Below are 18,087 nucleotides of genomic sequence, written 5' to 3' on the forward strand. Positions count from 1 at the left end.
CCATAGAGGAGAAGATGATGAAGGCTCTCTTGTCGACCGCAACCGGCGGCCCCGATACGCTCACGCTGGGCGAGCTTCCGCGCCCGACCGCGGGCAAGGGCCAGATCGTGATCGACGTGAAGGCCTGCGCGGTCAACTTCCCCGACGTCCTCATCATCGAGGATAAATATCAGTTCCGCCCCGAACGCCCCTTTGCCCCCGGCGGCGAGGTCGCGGGCCTCGTCGCCGAAGTCGGCGAGGGCGTGACCGAGTTCAAGGTCGGCGACCGGGTGATCGCGGGCTGCGGCAACGGCGGCATGTCCGAAGCCGTCTCGGTGTCGGTGCATAATGTCTATCACCTGCCCGAAGCACATGATTTCGCGGCGGGCGCCTCGCTGCTGATGACCTATGGCACCAGCATCCACGCGCTCGTCGATCGCGGCCATATCGGAGAGGGCGACACGTTGCTCGTTCTCGGCGCTTCGGGCGGCGTCGGGATTGCGGCGGTCGAGCTGGGCAAGGCGTTCGGCGCGCGCGTCGTCGCGGGCGTGTCGAGCGAGGCGAAGGCCGAGATCGCGCGCCAGGCCGGCGCCGACGAGGTTGTCGTCTATGGCTACCAGCCCTTCGACAAGGACGCGTCGAAGGCGCTCGCCGAAAAATTCAAGGCGGCGGTCGGCCCCAATGGCGCGAACGTCATCTATGATGCGGTCGGCGGCGATTATGCCGAGCCCGCGCTGCGCTCGATCGCGTGGGAGGGCCGCTATCTCGTCGTCGGTTTCCCCGCGGGCATTCCGCGCCTGCCGCTCAACCTGACCTTGCTCAAGAGCTGCGACGTCGCGGGCGTGTTCTGGGGCGCCTTCGTGATGCGCGAACCCGCGCGCAACCGCGCCAATATCGCGCGGCTGTTCCAGCTGTGGGAGCAGGGCAAGATCCAGCCGCGCGTCACCGAGAGCTTCAGCCTCGAAGACGGCGGCAAGGCAATCGCCAAGCTCGGCGACCGCAGCGCCGTCGGCAAGCTGGTCGTCACCATCTGAAATATCGGCCCGATCCCGCGCTGACCGAAGCGCTGCGCGCGCTCGCCGCATCGGGACGGATCGCAGTGCGGGTGACGCCGGGCGCCAGCCGCGAGGCGGTGACGATCGAGGGGGACACTGTACATCTCCGCGTCACCGCTCCGCCCGCCGACGGTGCCGCGAATGAGGCGGTGCTGCGCCTGCTCGCCGCCGCATTGGGCCGTCCACCGCGCGATCTGACGCTGCTGCGCGGCGCGACCGCGCGGATAAAATTGATCGGAATTGCGACGAACCGATAGCGCCCAGTTAACCAATTGGCAGGAGCTGGGCGCTATGTCCGGAGCAGGACTAGCTGGACCAAGGTGGATCAATGGCGAAGCGCCGCACCAAAAGCGTGGAGGGAGACGCGAGCATCGCGAATATTTCGCGTACGCGCCGTGCGCAGCTTGTCGCCGAATTCGAGGGCGAACTCGGGATCGACTACAAGGCCCGCGCCAAGGCCGAAGAGGCCGAGCGCCGCTGGATCGCCCGCAAGACCTTTATCGTCTGGACGATCGCGGTGATGTTCTTTGCCATCGCATGCCAAAAGCTGTGGATCATGGGCAACGACGTCGACGTGCCCTTTTCCGACATCAACCCGGTGCGCAGCCTGTTCGGCGAATAGCGCGGTAGCCAAGCAAACGGGGCCGCGATCGCTCGCGACCCCGCACATCCGCTAAAAACCGATCAGTAAACGCGCGCCTTCGGCTTGATATATTCGACGTCGTCGGACAGCGTATATTCGTGGACCGGGCGGTAATCGAGGCGGACGCCGCCGCCCTTGCCGCCCCAGCCGTCGAACCAGCTGACCGTGTGCTTCATCCAGTTCGCGTCGTCGCGGTTCGGGAAATCCTCATGCGCGTGGGCGCCGCGGCTTTCCTTGCGGTTGAACGCCGAATGCATGGTCACCGTCGCCTGCGAAATCAGGTTGTCGAGCTCGAGCGTTTCGATGAGGTCGGTGTTCCAGATCAGGCTGCGGTCGGTGACATGGATGTCGTTCATCCGCTGATAGGTCTTGGTCAGCTTTTCCTTGCCCTCGGCCATCAGCTCGTCGGTGCGGAACACCGCCGCGTGGGCCGACATCGCGCGCTGCATTTCGAGGCGGATTTCCGCGGTCGGCGAGCCGCCGTTGGCATTGCGGAAATGGTCAAGACGGCCGAGCGCGAGGTCGGCGCTGTCCTTGGGCAGCGCGGGTTGCGCCGCGCCGGGCTTCAGGATTTCCTTGAGGCGGTGGCCGGTCGCACGGCCGAAGACGACGAGGTCGATCAGGCTGTTCGAGCCGAGACGGTTCGCGCCATGCACCGACACGCACGCGGCTTCGCCGACCGCGAACAGGCCGGGGACGACGGTGTCGGGACCGTCCTTGCCCAAGGTCACGACTTCGCCATGATAGTTACAGGGGATGCCGCCCATATTGTAATGGACCGTCGGCACGACGGGCAGCGGCTGGCGCGTCAGGTCGACGCCCGCAAACACCTTGCCGCTTTCGGTGATGCCCGGAAGCCGTTCGTGGAGCACCGCGGGATCGATATGATCGAGGTGCAGGAAGATATGATCCTTGTGCGGGCCGACGCCGCGGCCTTCGCGGATTTCGAGTGCCATCGAGCGCGACACGACGTCGCGCGACGCGAGGTCCTTCGCCGACGGGGCATAGCGTTCCATGAAACGCTCGCCCTCGGAGTTGGTGAGGTACCCGCCCTCGCCACGCGCACCCTCGGTGATGAGGACGCCGGCGCCATAGATGCCGGTCGGGTGGAACTGGACGAATTCCATGTCCTGCAAAGGCAGGCCGGCGCGCAGCACCATGCCGCCGCCGTCGCCGGTGCAGGTGTGCGCCGAGGTCGCGGTGAAATAGCTGCGGCCGTAACCGCCGGTCGCGAGCACGACGGCTTGGCTGCGGAAACGGTGGATGCTGCCATCCTCGAGGCACATCGCGATGACGCCGCGGCAGGCGCCATCTTCCATGATCAGGTCGAGCGCGAAATATTCGACGAAGAAGTCGGCGTCATATTTCAGCGACTGCTGATAAAGCGCATGGAGCATCGCATGACCGGTGCGGTCGGCCGCGGCGGCGGTGCGCTGCACGGGCGGGCCTTCGCCCATATTCTGCATGTGACCGCCGAACGGGCGCTGATAAATGGTGCCGTCCTGGTTACGGCTGAACGGCACGCCGGCGTGCTCGAGTTCGTAGACCGCGTTCGGCGCCTCGCGCACCATATATTCGATCGCGTCCTGGTCGCCGAGCCAGTCGGAACCCTTGACGGTGTCGTACATGTGCCACTGCCAATGGTCGGGCGAATTGTTGCCGAGCGAGGCGGCGATGCCGCCCTGCGCCGCGACGGTGTGGCTGCGCGTCGGGAACACCTTTGTGATGCAGGCGGTCTTGAGCCCCGCTTCGGCACTGCCCATCGTGGCGCGCAGGCCCGATCCACCGGCGCCGACGACGACGGTGTCATAGATATGGTCGATGATCTTGTAGGCTTCGGTCATGTCACATGCCCCCCGGGGCGATCCCGGCGGCGGGCGCCAGCGCGATGCGGATGATGGCGAAAATGCCGTAAGCGGCGCCGCCGATCGCGTAGAAGTTCAAAAGGACGAGCGACAGAATCTTCGTCGCCTCGCCGTGCACATAGTCCTCGATCATCACCTGCAGCCCGAGGCGCAGATGCCAAAAGACGCTGGCGGTGAGCAGGATCAGCGCGAGCGCGACCGTCGGGTTCGACGCCCAGCGCAGCACCGCGCCATGGTCGGTCAGCGGCAGGCGGAACATCGAGACGACGAACCAGGTGACGAGCAGGATGTTGGCGAGCGCCGTCAGGCGCTGCTGGATCCAGTGGGCGGAGCCATGGTGCGACGAGCCGAGCCCGCGCACGCGGCCGAGACGCGTTCCGTTACCCATTGAGCGCCTCCGCGAAAACATAGAGCCAGACCGCGGCGGTCGCGGTGATCGAACCGATGAAGACCATGGCGGACCAGAGCTTGTTGGTCTTGAGTTCATAACCCGCACCCGTGTCGAGCACGAAGTGGCGGAGGCCCGAGAAGAGATGCTGGAAGAAGGCCCAGGTCAGGCCGATCAGCACGACCTTGCCGAGGATATTGGTGATCTGGTGCAGCGTGCTGACTTCGGGGCTCGGATCGTGCCACACGCACGCGATGAATGCCGCATAGGCTTCGGGCCCCGCCGCGAGCGCGCCTAGCCACCAGAGGAACATCAGCCCGCCGACGATCGCGAGACCGTCGCCGCTGACGCGGTGAAAGATGGAGACCGCCATCGCGGGGGTCCATTTATACACCTGTAGATGCGGGGAGCGCGGACGCGCGCTCGGTTGATTGCCAGCCATATCAGCCCTGTCCTGACTCTAAACGGTCGATGCGGTGCCGGTTAAGCCTTCCCGCCACGATATGCAATTGCTTAGGGAGCGTAGCTTGCAAGAATTTGGAGCGCGCTGTGGTTGTCCGGCAGGCGTCACCCGCCACGCATCGATCACCCTTCGAGCTACTGCACCTTTCCGACCAAAGCGCCTATGCCCGTGAGGGTCGTACCCGCTCCCGGTGTCGTCAGCGAAAATATCGCGGCGATCTCCTGCGCGTGCGGGCCATAGAATCGGCCGTCGATCCGTCCCGTCGCACCCGGCGCCCCGACGATGTCACCAAAGAAGGCAACCGACATGCCATTGAAGCCCGGCAGCGACCCGTTGGCGACGGTGAAAGTGCCGAGCGACGAGGCGACGTTCGTTCGCAAATTGGTCGCTGTCGGATTCAGCGTCCCGGTGAAGCTCGCCGCGCCAAAATCGAAATCGAAGCCGGCGGTCCCCGTCAGCGCAAAGCGATCGGCATTATTGTCCGATCCGATCGCGGTGCCGTGAAGGACGCCTTGATACAGGCCGTGGCCCGAGCGCGGCAGAAAGTTATAATTGCTCTGCAAGCCAAAGATCGACGTTTCGTTGAACCGCGCGCCAGCAGGACCCGTGAACTCCCTCTGCAGGAAAGTTGCATAGCTCAGGACAAGCTGGTCATTGCCGCTTCCGACATTGTAAACGCGATAGACTGTCTGGTTTTCACCATATCCGATCTGATAGGTGGTAAACCGGGCGTCCGACCGTTCGGGAACCTTGTTCGCCGGTCCAAAATCCTGGCCATCGAAATAGGAAAGCGGTGCGGGGTTAATCGTGATTGCACTATCCCCTCTGCCAAGGGCGACCGAACTGAAGCTGGTGCCCGCACCATTATCGACATAGCGCAAGTTGGTATGTGATTCCGACACCATGATCGGTGTCAGAAGCGCAGCCAGCGTTTCATATTCGAGCGCGGCATTCCCTCTACGACCGATGATCGCCCCGACCAAAGCCAGGTCGTTGACGCCAAGACCAGAAAAGGTGGCGCCAATTTCTTCCGCAGCCGGGCCATAGAAACGTCCATCGAGGGTCGCCCGAAATGCCGCGAGCATTTCGAAGTCGATTGTTCCCGTGAAGAGATTGCTTCCCGACCCCAAGGTCCCGCTGGTCGCGAACCGGCCGAAATAAGGGCTATAGGGGCCATCCGGCCTCAGCGGATAGCGATTTGAGGGATAACGAAACGTCAGCAGGCCGGATCCCGTGAAGGCGAGATTTGCAAAATCCACGGCGAGGAGTCCGGTGCCGTCAAAACGGCCCACCGCATCGCCGAGCGCCTGGTTCCCCGTGATACCAATGGCGAATGAAGCGCTTCCCGAAGTCGGAACGGCGGCATCGGCTGTCCGGATACCGTAAGTAAAAGCGTCAAGGCGGGTCAACTGGCCGACTTCGGTTCCCGAGCCAGCACGGTACCGTTTCAGCCCCGCCGCGACATAGCGATAGTTGAATGGACCGCTGTCGCCGGCCTTCGTCAACATCAGCGCGTCGGCATCGCTTCCGTTCGTCCACGAATAATATGTGGCGTTCTCATCACTGGACGCCTGATCCTGCGGCCCGAACGTCCGCGAGCCATTGGGCGTGTTGACCGTATAGCTTTGCGATGCCGCATCATAGCTGATGGTCAATGCCGTCCGTCCCCGCGGATCGTCACCGGGAAGACCGCCAGGATAATAGGCCGCACCGGTCACGCCGTCGGCAACAAAGGTTTCACTGACCGTCAGGTCGACAAGCGATGAATTACCCGGCGTCGGCGTGGGCGTCGGTGTCGGCGTGGGCGTGGGCGTGGGCGTGGGCGTGGGCGCCGGTGTCGGCGTCGGCGTCGGCGTCGGCGTTGGTGTCGGCGCCGGTGTCGGTGTCGGTGTCGGTGTCGGTGTCGGCGTCGGCGTTGGTGTCGGCGCCGGTGTCGGTGTCGGTGTCGGTGTCGGCGCAGGAGGCGGAGGCGTACTGCTGACGCCACCACCACTCCCGCCGCCGCAGCCAGCAAGCGTGAAGCTCAGCGCGGCGAGCGAAACCATCGCCGCCAGCCGGCGGGAACCAATAAAATGCATGAACAACCCCCGTTGAACGCCCGTTATTATCTGTCGGAAGAAATATCCGTCCAGATATCATGTCTTTGATCTAAAACATTTCCTGAGATGGAATTCAAGCAGCGCATCGATCGTATTTCTTCTTCCACCCGCCATCCCTTTTCGATCCGATCACAGCCTGCAAACCATAGTCACAACAAAAAGGGCGGCACACAGCCGCCCTTTCCTGTCGCGGACGAAGTCCGAGACGACGTATTTACAAGGCCCGGCGCTTTCAGCGCACGGGGAAGTGCGTTACTTGATCTTGCCGCGGTTCGCGTAGAGCAGTGCAGCGATCACCGCGGCCGAGCCGATGCCGAGCCCCGCGGCAGCCGCGGTTTTCCAACCGCGCTTGCCGTTTTCGCCCTTGGCCGCGTCCCTGTCGGCAGCGTCGGCAGCTTCGGCGGCGTCCGCCGCTTCCTTCTGCTGCTGCCGCTCGCGCGCGGCGCGCAGCACTTCATTTTCTTCCTGTTCGTCGTCGTGTTGCGGCGGAGGGGGCGCTTGGTCGGTCATCGTCTCTCTTATGTCCTTGTGGTCAGGCGAGTGCCTGCTCCACAGGCACATAATCGGTTCCGATCGCTTCGGCTACGGCTTCGAACGTCACCTTACCATTCCAAACGTTCAAACCCTGCGCAAGATGCACGTCGCGCTTCAACGCTTCTTTCCAGCCGAGATCGGCGATGCGCAGCGCATGCGGGAGGGTGACGTTGTTGAGCGCATAGGTGCTGGTGCGCGCGACCGCGCCCGGCATATTCGCGACGGCATAATGGACGATGCCGTCGACGACATAGGTCGGATCGGCGTGGGTCGTCGCATGGCTGGTTTCGAAACAGCCGCCCTGGTCGATCGCGACGTCGACGAGCACCGAGCCCGGACGCATCGTGCCGAGCATCTCGCGCGTCACGAGCTTCGGCGCCTCGGCGCCGGGGATCAGCACCGCGCCGATGACGAGGTCGGCCTCGGCGACGCATTCGGCGAGGTTCGCGCGGTTCGAGAAGCGCGTCTTGGCGCGTGCCTCGAAGAAGGTGCCGACGCGTTCGAGCACTTCGGGATCGCGGTCGAGGATGGTGACGTCGGCGCCGAGGCCCGCGGCCATCTGCGCCGCGTTGAAGCCGACGACGCCGCCGCCGATCACGCAGACCTTGCCCGGCGCGACGCCCGGGACGCCGCCGAGGAGCACGCCGCGGCCGCCATGCGCCTTTTCGAGCGCGGTCGCGCCGGCCTGGATCGACATGCGCCCCGCGACCTGGCTCATCGGTTTCAGGAGCGGCAGGCCGCCGTGCGGGCTGGTGACGGTTTCATAGGCGATGCAGACGGCGCCCGACTTCATCAGGTCGCGCGTCTGGTCGGGATCGGGCGCGAGGTGGAGATAGGTGTAGAGGATCTGCCCGGGGCGCAGCATCGCGCGCTCGACGGGCTGGGGTTCCTTGACCTTCACGACCATGTCGCAGGTGGCGAAAATCTCTTCGGCAGTCTGGACGATCTCGGCGCCCGCTTCGACATAATAGCGGTCGTGCGCGCCGATCCCCTCGCCCGCGCCGGTCTGTACCAGCACGCGGTGGCCGTGGACGACGAGTTCGCGCGCGCTTTCGGGGGTCAGGCCGACGCGATATTCGTGGTTCTTGATTTCCTTGGGGGTGCCGATGATCATGGTCGCTCTCCGAATATGGATGTCATCGGCGATCAACTGGCGCCGCCGAAAACTTGTCGGCGTTTTTAGCAGAAACTGCTCGCGAGGTGCTTGCATATCCTTCGCGGATTCGCGACATATTTGCACGATTTTGGCGTGGAATAGATCGATGACGCACAATGATTGACCGGATCGATGCAAAGCTGCTCGACTTGCTGCAACGCGGCGGACCGCGCCCCGCGGCCGAACTGGGTGAAGTCGTCGGCCTCTCCGCCTCGGCGTGCCATCGGCGCATCCGCGCGCTCGAGGCGGCGGGGATCATCACCGGCTATACCGCGCGGCTGAACCCCGACAGCATCGGGCTCGGGCTCGACGTGTTCGTCGATATCAGCCTGACGTCGCAGAGCGAGGAGGCGCTGACCGCGTTCGAGAGTGCGGTGAAGAGCTTCGACGAGATCCTCGAATGCCAATTGCTGTCGGGGGCGTCGGATTATCGGCTGCGCGTCGCGGCGCGCAATGTCGCCGATTTCGACCGGCTGCACCGCCACTGCCTGTCGCGCCTGCCCGGGGTCGCGGCGATGCACAGCGCCTTTGCGCTGCGCACGATCAAGGCGTTCGAGGGCTATCCGGTGCCCCGGCCATCGTCGGGCGCCGAGGGCAAGACCTCGGCTTCGGGTTAACACCGCCTTTACCACTTCTATCGCATATCCCGTTCACCAGTTTCGCGGACGCATGCGGGCGGCAGACTCGCGCGGTCAGGATCGATCAGGGAAGCAGGATCATGGTGAAGGAAAATCCCATTCAAAAGCAGCAAATCGACCCGATTCTGATGGCCGAGCGCTTTCCCTATTATGATCTCGACGGGCAGCTCGCCGCCGACGCGGCCGAAATCTATGGCATCATCGCCGGCCGCGAAGAGCATATTGCGCGCGCCTATTGGCAGGCGTTCAACGCCCTGCCGGGCATCGAGCGCAAGGTCGAGGGCGAGCTTTTCGAATCCTATGTCCAGGGCAGCGCGCGGCACACCGCCTCCAAATATCGCGACGCCGCGGGACAGGAGGTCGCGACAATCGCCTGCCAGAACACGCATATGGCGCGGCGCGTGAAGCTGCCGCTCGCGTCGGTGATGTCGTGCATCGGCGAAAGCCTGCGCCTCACGATCGAATTCGTGATCGACGCGACCGCCGGCGACACCGCGCGACAGACGCGGCTGACCGCGGCGATCAACCGCTTGTCGCTGCTCGAATTCGACATCATGCAGCGCTATGCGACCAAGCTCGACCGCGCGGTGATTTCGAGCGAGCGACAGACGCTCGCGGGCGATTTCGACCGCTCGATCGCGTCGCTGGTGCAGGACACCGACGGGGTACGCGACCAGCTCGCGCGGCAAGCCGCCTCGGCCGACCAGGCGGCGAAGGGCATGATCGCCAAGACGAGCGAAGTCGCCGCCGCCTCCGAACAATCGGCGATGGCGATGCGCGAAGCCGCCTCGACCGCCGCGGGCCTGATCCGCGCGATCGAGGATGCGCGCAGCGAAGTCGAAGCCTCCGCCAGCGTCGCGACGCGCGCGTCCGAACAGGCGGGCGAAGCCGTCGCGATGTCCGAAGCGCTGTCGCACCACGCCGAATCGATCGAATCCATCCTGGGCCTGATCCGCGAGATTGCGGGCCAGACCAACCTGCTTGCCCTGAACGCCACGATCGAAGCCGCGCGCGCAGGCGAATCGGGCCGCGGCTTTGCCGTCGTCGCGCAGGAGGTGAAGAGCCTCGCCAACGAAACCGCGCGCGCGACCGACGATATCGCGGGCAAGATCACCGCGATCCAGCAGGCGACGCGCGGATCGGTGAACGCGAACCAGTCGATCCAGGCGACCATCGTCGAAGTCCAGAACTCGGCGCAGCGCATTCGCGACGCGATGGATGCGCAGGCGCAGACGGTCACCTCGATCACCGCCGCGGTCGACGAAACCGCGCTCGCCGCCGACAGCATGTCGTCGACGATCGCCAGCATCCGCAACGATTCGGGTATGGTCGCGAGCGAGATCAGCGTGCTGAGCCAGGAATTCGCCAAGATGGGCGGGCGCCTGCAGCAGCTCGAACATGCCGCAAGCGAGTTCAGCCGCCGGGTGGCGTAAAACAGCGGCCTCCCCCGCTTGGCAAGCCCTGCCCCGCTGCCTAAGGCGGGGGCATGAGCACGCATATCCTGATCACCGGCGCGAGCCGCGGCATTGGCGCCGCAATCGCCGAGGCCCTCACCACCGACGCGACCAAGGTCGTTGCGCTGTCGAGCGCCGACGGCGACTTGTCCGACCCTGCGACGCCCGACCGGCTGTGGCGGGCGAGCCTCGACCGGCTGGACGGCCGCATCGACGTGCTCATCAACAATGCGGGCGTGTTCGAGGACAATCCGCTGGGCGATCCCGACGCCGACTGGCTCGCAACCTGGAACCGCACGATGCAGGTCAATCTGACCGCGAGCGCGCAGCTCTGCCGCCATGCGGTATTGCACTGGCAGGAACGCGGCGTTCCCGGCCGCATCGTCAATATCGCGAGCCGCGCCGCCTATCGCGGCGACAGCCCCGCGCATTGGCATTATGCGGCGTCGAAATCGGGCATGGTCGCGATGACCAAGACGATCGCGCGTGCCTATGCCAAGGACGGCATTCTCGCCTTCGCGATCTGCCCCGGCTTCACGATGACCGGTATGGCCGAGGAATATCTGGCGAGCCGCGGCGGCGAGAAATTGCTCGCCGAGATCCCGCTAGGCCGCGTGGCGATGCCCGATGAGGTCGGCGAAATGGCGCGCTGGTGCGCGCTCGACGCGCCCGACGCGATGACCGGGGCGGTGCTCGACGTCAACGGCGCGAGCTACGTCCGCTGAGATGAGCTGGATCGTCTCCCTCCCCTGCACGCGCGACGAGGCCGAGGCGCTGGCGGGTGAAATCCCCGAGCTCGATGCGATGCCCGAGGCGCCGGTCGTCGTGACGCGCGAGATCGACGAGGATGCGGGCGAGTGGCAGCTCGACGCCTATATGGACGACAAGCCCGGCGCAGCGCTGCTGAAACTGCTCCAGTCGTTCGTGCCCAGCGCGAAGGGCAAGAAGCCCGTCGTCGCCGAACTGCCCGAAGAAGATTGGGTCACGCTGAGCCAGCAGGGGCTCGAACCCGTGCAGGCGGGGCGCTTCTTCGTCCACACGAGCAGCTATGCCGACCGCGTACCCGCGGGCAGCACCGCCTTCCTGATCGATGCAAGCCAGGCGTTCGGAACCGGTGGGCACGACACGACCGCGGGTTGCCTGGCGATGCTCGACCGGCTCGCGCGGCAGGGCGCGAGCCCGCGCAATATTGCCGACATCGGGACCGGCACCGGCCTGCTCGCCTTCGCCGCGATGGCGCTGTGGCCGCGCGCCAAGACAATCGCGTCGGACATCGATCCGGCGAGCATTTTCGTGACGCGCGACAATGCCGCGATCAACAATATGCCGCTCGGCCGTGGCGGCGGACGGCTCGCGCTCGCGGTCGCGCCGGGCACCGATCACCCCTCGATCAAGCATCGTGCGCCATACGACCTGGTTATCGCGAACATATTGGCGGGGCCGCTGATTACGCTGGCCCCCGATATCGCCGCGGCGACCGCGCCCGGCGGTCATGCGATCCTCGCGGGGCTGATCGCGCGCCAGATGGAGCCGGTGCTCGCCGCCTATCGCGCGCAGGGTTTCCGCCTCGCCGCACGCGGCGGCAGCGCCGAATGGCCGTGCCTGTTGCTGATCAAGCGCCACCGTTACGGCTGGCGCCGCAAGGAACGCGCATTCCACCGCGCCAGCCCGTCGGATGCGAGCTTTGGAAGCTGGTAAGCTAAACGCTGGAAATCTCCTGACGATTTGCTAGCCTGATGCAAATCATCGGGAGGAATCGGCCATGAGCCTGTTTGCCGCCGTCGCTTTGCTTGCCACCGCGCCCGTCGCCAGCGAAACCCCTGATCCGATCGTCGTAACCGGCACACCCGTCACCGAAGCCGAACAGCGCGAGCGCGCGCAGGAATTCATCCGCCGAACGGGGGTCGCCGAACTGCGCCCGGTCGCGCGCTGGATTGCGCCGATCTGCCCGCGCGCCATCGGCGTCGGCGACGAGGTGGCGGCCATCGTCGAACAGCGGGTTCGCGACGTCGCCATCGCCGCCGGCGCGCGTGTCGCGAAAAAGGGTTGCAGCACCAATGTCGCCATCGCCTTCGCGTCGGACGGCGGCGACCTGACGCGCGAGATGCTGCGCAAATCGCCCAAACGGCTGGCCGAGCTGTCACCGTCGGAGCGCGAGCGCGTCACCAATGGCGATGACGCGGTCCGCTGGTGGTACAGCACGCAATTGCAGAGCCGCGATGCGGTCTCGGCCTCGACTGCCCCGCTGCCATGGATCGTCGGGCATAGCGAGGGCGGCGGCCCCGTGATCCAGGGTGCGGGCCCGACGCTGTCGCACCGCGGATCGAGCATCGTCGGCACGCAAGCGGTGCGCGCGCTGACCGCCGCGACCGTGGTAATCGACGTCGAAAGAGCCAAGGGCACACCGCTCGATTCCGTCGCCTCCTTTGCCGCAATGGTCGCGATGGCCGAAATGGACGGCGATCCCCCGCCGCCCGGAAACTCGATCCTCGCGCTGTTCGATGGCGAAGACGATCGGCGCACGCTGTCGGATGCGGATCGGACGCTGCTGCGCGCGATCTACAGCCTGCCGCCCGACCGCGAAGCGCATCAACACCGTCAACGGTTGGTTGCCGCGATCGCCAAACCCGCGGGCGATGACTGACGCACGATGAGCCTGGTTGCCGCGATCGCCCTGCTCGCCGCTGCGCCCATTGCCGGCGACGATCCCGACGCGATCATCGTCACCGGAACCCCCATCACCCGCGAAGAAGCCAAGAAGCGCGCGGCCGAATATGTGCGGCGCGCCGGAGTCGTGCAGCTCAAGCCGCTCGCGCGGTGGACCGATCCCGTGTGTCCGCGCACGGTTGGGGTCGATGATGCGGTCGCGGCCATCGTCAACGCGCGCGTGCGCTCGGTCGCCACGGCCGCTGGCGCACCTGTCGCCCCCACGGATTGTCAGGCCAATATCGTCATCGCCTTCAGCGCGGACGGCCGCGGCCTCGCGCGCGCGGTGCGCCGCAAGGCGCCCGACCAATTCGCCGAGCTGGCGCCGGTGGCGCGCGACCGCGTGCTCGACGGGACGGGCGCCATTCGCTGGTGGTACACGACCCGCGACGAAAGCCGCGACGGCATGCCGATCAGCGATTTTTACGTGAAACTCTATAACAGCAGCATCGTGAGTACGCAGGTCGTCCGCGCGCTCCAGTCGGCGACGGTGGTCATCGATGTCGAACAGGCCGAGGGTACGCCGCTCGATGCCGTCGCATCCTATGCCGCAATGGTCGCGCTCGCCGAATTCCGGAGCAATCCCCCGCCGCCGAAAGAGTCTATCCTCGCGCTGTTCGACGGCGAGACGGAGCGCCGCGAGCTGTCGAATCACGATGCGGCGCTGCTGCGCGGGATCTACACCGTGCCGCCCGACCGCGAAGCCTATCAGCAGCGGCGCCAGTTGGTGACGACGATACGCAAAAGCGGCGAGTGACGATCAGCTGCTCTTGGCGAGCGCATAATCCTGCGTACCGCGCGTGATCACCACATCGTCCGGCAGGAAATCGGCGATCGGGATCGGCGGCAGCGCAGCGTTTTTTGCGTAGAGCGGCGCGAAATCAGTGTTCACCGTCGTATCGAGCAGCTGTTCGAGGCTTTCGATGACGAAATAATTCTGCTGGAAATCGTCGATCCGGTAATCGGTGCGCATCACGCGCGCGAGGTCGAAGCCGATGCGGTTCGGGCTGTCCGAATCGAGCGCGAAGACGCTTTCTGCAAAGGACGAAACGATGCCCGCGCCATAGATGCGCAGGCCGCCCGCCTCGCGGATCAGGCCGAATTCAACGGTGTACCAATAGAGCCGCGCTAGCTGTTTGAGCGCGTCGAACTTCAGGCTGCGCAGGCCGCCTTCGCCATATGCCACCATATAATCGGCGAACACCGGGTCGGCGAGCATCGGGACATGGCCGAAGACGTCATGGAAGACGTCGGGTTCCTGCAGGTAATCGAGCTGTTCGGGGGTACGGATGAAATTGCCCGCGGGGAAACGCCGGTTCGCAAGATGATCGAAAAACACGTCGTCGGGAACGAGCCCCGGCACGGCAATCACCTGCCACCCCGTCGCGGCCATCAGGCGTGCGTTGAGTTCGCGATAATCGGGAATGCCGGGCTTTTCGAGGCGCAGCACGTCGATCCCGCGCAGAAAGGCGTCGGCGGCGCGGCCGGGGAGCATGTCGGATTGGCGCGCGAAGAGGCGGTCCCACATCGCATGCTCGTCGGCGGTGAAGGCGTCCCAATTTTGCGAAATCGTCCAGTCGGCCGCGGCGCCGGGCGGCGGCGTGTCATGGACGTGGGTAAACTGGCTTTCCATGGGACTGCTTCTATCATCAAAATGGTTTCAAGTGAAACTTTATTCGCCGATCGCCACCACCTGCGTCGCAAGCCGGTCGACCTCGGCGCGGTCGTGGCTGACGTAGAGGATCGGCAGTTCGAGCTCGTCGCGAATCCGTTCGATCACCGTCATGATATCACCGCGCCGCGCGGCGTCGAGCGATGACAAGGGTTCGTCCATCAGCAGGATTTCGGGACCCGCGAGCAAGGCGCGACCGATCGCGACGCGCTGTGCCTCACCGCCCGACAGGCTCTGCGGCCAACGGCCGAGCAGGTCGCCGATGCCGAGGAATTGCACCGCCTCGTCGAGACCCATCCAGCGGTTCGCGGGATGGGCGAGATCATGACCATAGGTGAGGTTCGCGCGCACGCGCCGGTGCGGAAACAGCCGGCCGTCCTGAAAGACATAGCCGACGCGGCGCGCCTCGGGCGGCAGGTCGATCGCGCCGTCGAACAGGGTTCGATCGCCGATGCGGATGTGGCCGCGATCGGGTTTGAGCAGCCCGGCGACCATATTGAGGATGCTCGTCTTTCCCGCGCCCGACGGGCCGAACAGCGCGGTCAGCCCCGGCCCGGCGGAGAAACGCGCGGCGATGGTGCGCTCACCGAGACGGCGGGTGACGTGGATATCAATCGCCATGCCGCACCCTCCCGCCATGGGTACGACGCACCAGATATTCGGACAGGACGAGCGCGCCGAGCGAGAGCGCGACCGAGAGCAGCGCGAGGCGCGTCACCATCGCCTCGCCCCCCGGCACCTGCAGCGCCGAATAGATGGCGAGCGGCAGCGTGCGCGTCTCGCCGGGAATGTTCGATACGAAGGTGATCGTCGCGCCAAACTCGCCGATCGAGCGCGCGAAGCCGAGGACGAGCGCCGCGAGCACGCCGGGCAGCGCAAGCGGCAGGCTGATCGTCCAGAAGCTGTGCCAGGGCGTCGCGCCGAGCGTGCGCGCCGCGCCCTCGAGCCGCCGGTCGATTCCCTCGATCGACAGCCGCATCGCGCGCACCATCAGCGGCAGCGCCATGATCGCGGCGGCGAGCGCGGCTCCGGTCCAGCGGAACATCAGCGTCACACCGAACCAACTTTCGAGCCAGCGCCCAATCGGGCCGAACGGACCAAAGGCGATGAGCAGGAGCCAGCCGGTGACGACAGGCGGCAGGACGAGCGGCAGGTGGACGAGCGCATCGAGCACGACGCGCCCGGGGAAACGATAACGCGCGAGAAGCCAGGCGAGCGCGAAGGCGATGGGAAGCGTGGCAAGCACCGCGACGCCGCCGACCTTCAGCGACAGCGCGACGATCCCCCACTCCTCGGGTGACAGCATCAAGGCGCCGAGAAGCCGTGGCGCACGAAGATCGCGCGGCCCTGCTTCGACAGGAGGAAGGCACGGAAGCCCGCCGCATCCCTGTGCCGCGAAGCCTTCAGCAGTGCGACGGGATAGCGTATCGGCGGGTGGCTGGCGGCAGGAAAGGTGCCCACGACGCGCACCGCTTTCGACGCGCGCGCGTCGGTCGCATAGACGATGCCGAGCGGCGCGGCGCCGCGTTCGACGAGCGCCATCGCAGCGCGGACATTTTCTGCCGGAGCGACCTTGGCAGCGACGCCGACCCAGACGCCGAGATGCGTGAGCGCGGCCTTGGCATATTTGCCCGCGGGCACGGCGTCGGGATCGGCGAGTGCGAGGCGGCCCGCGCCGAGCGCCTTGGCGAGCGCGAACCCGCGTGCCGGGGTCAGGCGGACCTTGCTCGAAGTCGGCGCGATCAGCACAAGGCGGTTGCCGAGCAAGGTGGTGCGCGTGCCGGCGCGGAGCAGGCCCGCTTTTGCCACCGCGTCCATCCATTCCTCGTCAGCCGACAGGAAAAGATCGGCGGGCGCGCCCGCGATCGCCTGCCGCGCCAGAGCCGACGAAGCGGCGAAAGAGAGCACGGGTTTGGCGTGACCCTTTGCCGCCCAAGCATTGGCCGCCTCGGTCAGCGACTCCTGCAGGCTGGCCGCCGCGAGCACCACCGGGCCGCGCTCCTGCGCCGTCGCGACGGGCGCAAGGAGAATCGCCAGCAGCAGGGCGAGCAGGTGAAGGGCGCGAGCCATATGCAACCTATAGGCGCGCGCGGGCCGTTGTCGCAACGCCAAGCCAGCGCGCGGTGCGCGGCAGGCGCGGGATGATGAGGCGCTCGACGATCCAGAGGAGGATCAGCGAGGCGGCGAGCAAAGGAAGAAACGCCGCGAGGATCAGGATCAGCGCAGCGACACCCTTGAGCTTCGCCGGATCGCGCGGCTGCGACGGCGCCCCGAGCGCGTCGTCGGGCTTGCGGCGGCGCCACATCAGGAAGCCCGATATCGCGAGCGTGAACAGCGCGAGCGCGGTTGCGACGCCGATCAGCTGGTTGGCAAAGCCGAAGAGCTGCCCCTCATGCCACGCGATGCCATAACCGACTGCGCGGTCGATCGCATGTTTCTCGGCAAAGCCGCTGCGCGCGATTTCGAGGCTGGTTTCGGGATCGTAGCTGACCTTGCGCACCAGCGGCCGGTTTTGGGTGAGCGTGGTCAGCGTCCAGACATTGCCGTTCGGCGGACCGAAGGCGTTGGGCGCGCCGGGCGGCTGGATGATCGCGGGCGCAGGCATATGTTCGCTGCGGGCGCGGAGCAGGATATAGTCGAGGCGCGCACGCGGCGGCGGCCCCGCGGGCTGCGCCGCCGCCATCGCGTGATGATCGTGCGCGGCATGCGGGTCGGCGCCGCCCTTCCAGTCCTGCACGCCCGACACCCAGCCCATCTCGGCGCGGACGGTGCGAAGCCCGCTCGCCCAGACCTCGGTCCATGGCAACGCCGTGAAGAGCAGGACCAGCGCGAGGCCCGACACCCAGAAGCCCGTCACCACGTGGAGATCGCGCAGCGCGGTGCGGCCGCCGAGCGACAGGCGCGGCCAAACGACGCCCGCCGCCCCGCGTCCGCGCGGCCACCAGAGATAGAGGCCGGTCAGCATCATCACGATCGCCCAGCTCGCGGCGAGTTCGACGAGCAGGCGGCCGGTGCGGCCGATCAGGAGCGTGCCGTGGATGCGCGAGAGCCAGGCGGAGATGCGCTGGTCGGGATCGGCTGAGCCGATCACGCGGCCCTGCGGCGACACGGCGACATCGCGCATGGCGCCGCCCGGCAGGCCGATATGGATCACCGCGGCATCGCCCGGCGCTTCGGGAATGCGGTAGTAGTGGAAGCTCGCGCCGGGGTTGGCGGCGAGCGCGGCGGCGACCTGCGCATCGGCGTCGACCGCGCCTGCCGTCGGGAGGTCGCGCCATGCGCGCTCCTCCCACCGGTCGATCTCAGGCTTGAACAGATAGGCGGCGCCCGTTGCCGAGAGCAGAAGCACGAAGGGGATGACGAACAGCCCGGCATAGAAATGCCAGCGCCAGATCGTGCGATAGAGCGGAACCCGGTTGATGTCGGTCATCCCCT

General features: G+C 66.1%; 21 protein-coding genes. 10 read left to right on the top strand and 11 right to left on the bottom strand.

Translation table 11 applies throughout. The annotated features are described in order from the left end of the window. The first annotated feature begins 17 nt into the window (after window positions 1–17). From GGC65_RS10280 to GGC65_RS10290, 3 genes are all read left to right on the top strand, one after another. Window positions 18–1,013 (top strand): NADPH:quinone oxidoreductase family protein, encoded by a 996-nt coding sequence (locus GGC65_RS10280; protein WP_192647067.1) that lies wholly within the window; start codon window positions 18–20, stop codon window positions 1,011–1,013. A 65-nt stretch (window positions 1,014–1,078) separates the two neighbouring features. Then, window positions 1,079–1,291 carry a DUF167 domain-containing protein gene (locus GGC65_RS10285; protein ID WP_318780151.1) on the top strand — a complete coding sequence of 71 codons (213 nt, stop codon included), beginning with the start codon at window positions 1,079–1,081 and terminating at the stop codon, window positions 1,289–1,291. A 71-nt stretch (window positions 1,292–1,362) separates the two neighbouring features. After that, window positions 1,363–1,656: a hypothetical protein gene (locus GGC65_RS10290; protein WP_192647068.1), complete on the top strand. Its 294-nt coding sequence runs from the start codon at window positions 1,363–1,365 to the stop codon at window positions 1,654–1,656. A 62-nt stretch (window positions 1,657–1,718) separates the two neighbouring features. On the opposite strand, the gene sdhA is transcribed toward GGC65_RS10290, so the two are convergent. From sdhA to GGC65_RS10310, 4 genes are all read right to left on the bottom strand, one after another. Then, complete coding sequence (gene sdhA, locus GGC65_RS10295) at window positions 1,719–3,521, bottom strand: succinate dehydrogenase flavoprotein subunit (RefSeq protein WP_192647069.1); 1,803 nt, start codon at window positions 3,519–3,521, stop codon at window positions 1,719–1,721. 1 nt (window position 3,522) lies between these two features. Beyond that, on the bottom strand, window positions 3,523–3,930 hold the full coding sequence (gene sdhD, locus GGC65_RS10300) for a succinate dehydrogenase, hydrophobic membrane anchor protein (protein WP_192647070.1): 408 nt from the start codon (window positions 3,928–3,930) through the stop codon (window positions 3,523–3,525). After that, window positions 3,923–4,303: a succinate dehydrogenase, cytochrome b556 subunit gene (gene sdhC / locus GGC65_RS10305; RefSeq protein WP_413052724.1), complete on the bottom strand. Its 381-nt coding sequence runs from the start codon at window positions 4,301–4,303 to the stop codon at window positions 3,923–3,925. The genes sdhD and sdhC overlap by 8 nt, the downstream gene beginning before the upstream one ends. A 224-nt stretch (window positions 4,304–4,527) precedes the next feature. Further along, window positions 4,528–6,048 carry a hypothetical protein gene (locus GGC65_RS10310; RefSeq protein ID WP_192647072.1) on the bottom strand — a complete coding sequence of 507 codons (1,521 nt, stop codon included), beginning with the start codon at window positions 6,046–6,048 and terminating at the stop codon, window positions 4,528–4,530. A 107-nt stretch (window positions 6,049–6,155) separates the two neighbouring features. Between GGC65_RS10310 and GGC65_RS10315 the strand changes: the two genes are divergently transcribed. Then, complete coding sequence (locus GGC65_RS10315) at window positions 6,156–6,374, top strand: hypothetical protein (protein ID WP_192647073.1); 219 nt, start codon at window positions 6,156–6,158, stop codon at window positions 6,372–6,374. 370 nt (window positions 6,375–6,744) lie between these two features. Here GGC65_RS10315 and GGC65_RS10320 read toward each other — a convergent pair whose 3' ends face one another. Both GGC65_RS10320 and ald read right to left on the bottom strand, forming a co-directional pair. Further along, a complete protein-coding gene (locus GGC65_RS10320) occupies window positions 6,745–7,002 on the bottom strand; it encodes a hypothetical protein (RefSeq protein ID WP_192647074.1) in 258 nt (85 codons plus the stop codon). A gap of 22 nt (window positions 7,003–7,024) precedes the next feature. Beyond that, complete coding sequence (ald, locus tag GGC65_RS10325; protein WP_192647075.1) at window positions 7,025–8,140, bottom strand: alanine dehydrogenase; 1,116 nt, start codon at window positions 8,138–8,140, stop codon at window positions 7,025–7,027. 158 nt (window positions 8,141–8,298) lie between these two features. On the opposite strand from ald, the gene GGC65_RS10330 reads away from it, so the two are divergent. The 6 genes from GGC65_RS10330 (at window position 8,299) to GGC65_RS10355 (ending at window position 13,737) form a co-directional block, all read left to right on the top strand. After that, window positions 8,299–8,799 (top strand): Lrp/AsnC family transcriptional regulator, encoded by a 501-nt coding sequence (locus GGC65_RS10330; protein ID WP_192647076.1) that lies wholly within the window; start codon window positions 8,299–8,301, stop codon window positions 8,797–8,799. Between the two features lie 149 nt (window positions 8,800–8,948). After that, a complete protein-coding gene (locus GGC65_RS10335; RefSeq protein WP_225940766.1) occupies window positions 8,949–10,253 on the top strand; it encodes a methyl-accepting chemotaxis protein in 1,305 nt (434 codons plus the stop codon). 53 nt (window positions 10,254–10,306) lie between these two features. Further along, window positions 10,307–10,999, top strand: coding sequence for an SDR family NAD(P)-dependent oxidoreductase (locus GGC65_RS10340; protein WP_192647078.1), 693 nt, complete (start codon window positions 10,307–10,309; stop codon window positions 10,997–10,999). A 1-nt stretch (window position 11,000) separates the two neighbouring features. Continuing rightward, window positions 11,001–11,972 carry a 50S ribosomal protein L11 methyltransferase gene (locus GGC65_RS10345; protein WP_192647079.1) on the top strand — a complete coding sequence of 324 codons (972 nt, stop codon included), beginning with the start codon at window positions 11,001–11,003 and terminating at the stop codon, window positions 11,970–11,972. Window positions 11,973–12,036: 64 nt separating this feature from the next. Continuing rightward, window positions 12,037–12,918 carry a hypothetical protein gene (locus tag GGC65_RS10350; RefSeq protein WP_192647080.1) on the top strand — a complete coding sequence of 294 codons (882 nt, stop codon included), beginning with the start codon at window positions 12,037–12,039 and terminating at the stop codon, window positions 12,916–12,918. Between the two features lie 6 nt (window positions 12,919–12,924). After that, window positions 12,925–13,737: a hypothetical protein gene (locus GGC65_RS10355; RefSeq protein WP_192647081.1), complete on the top strand. Its 813-nt coding sequence runs from the start codon at window positions 12,925–12,927 to the stop codon at window positions 13,735–13,737. Between the two features lie 3 nt (window positions 13,738–13,740). On the opposite strand, the gene phhA is transcribed toward GGC65_RS10355, so the two are convergent. Genes phhA through GGC65_RS10380 form a run of 5 tightly spaced genes read right to left on the bottom strand, consistent with a single transcriptional unit; the run spans window position 13,741 to window position 18,082 of the window. Beyond that, on the bottom strand, window positions 13,741–14,613 hold the full coding sequence (phhA, locus tag GGC65_RS10360) for a phenylalanine 4-monooxygenase (RefSeq protein WP_192647082.1): 873 nt from the start codon (window positions 14,611–14,613) through the stop codon (window positions 13,741–13,743). A gap of 39 nt (window positions 14,614–14,652) precedes the next feature. Further along, window positions 14,653–15,273 carry a molybdenum ABC transporter ATP-binding protein gene (locus GGC65_RS10365; RefSeq protein ID WP_192647083.1) on the bottom strand — a complete coding sequence of 207 codons (621 nt, stop codon included), beginning with the start codon at window positions 15,271–15,273 and terminating at the stop codon, window positions 14,653–14,655. Next, the gene (gene modB, locus GGC65_RS10370; protein WP_192647084.1) at window positions 15,263–15,958 is read right to left on the bottom strand and encodes a molybdate ABC transporter permease subunit; all 696 of its coding nucleotides are present in this window, start codon (window positions 15,956–15,958) and stop codon (window positions 15,263–15,265) included. Before modB ends, GGC65_RS10365 begins: the two co-directional genes overlap by 11 nt. Then, window positions 15,958–16,722, bottom strand: a complete 765-nt coding sequence (gene modA / locus GGC65_RS10375; protein ID WP_192647085.1) for a molybdate ABC transporter substrate-binding protein — start codon at window positions 16,720–16,722, stop codon at window positions 15,958–15,960. Before modA ends, modB begins: the two co-directional genes overlap by 1 nt. A gap of 7 nt (window positions 16,723–16,729) precedes the next feature. Next, a complete protein-coding gene (locus GGC65_RS10380; RefSeq protein WP_192647086.1) occupies window positions 16,730–18,082 on the bottom strand; it encodes a PepSY-associated TM helix domain-containing protein in 1,353 nt (450 codons plus the stop codon). Between the last annotated feature and the right edge of the window lie 5 nt (window positions 18,083–18,087).

Origin of the sequence: Sphingopyxis sp. OAS728 (assembly GCF_014873485.1) — a bacterium.
Lineage (GTDB): Bacteria > Pseudomonadota > Alphaproteobacteria > Sphingomonadales > Sphingomonadaceae > Sphingopyxis.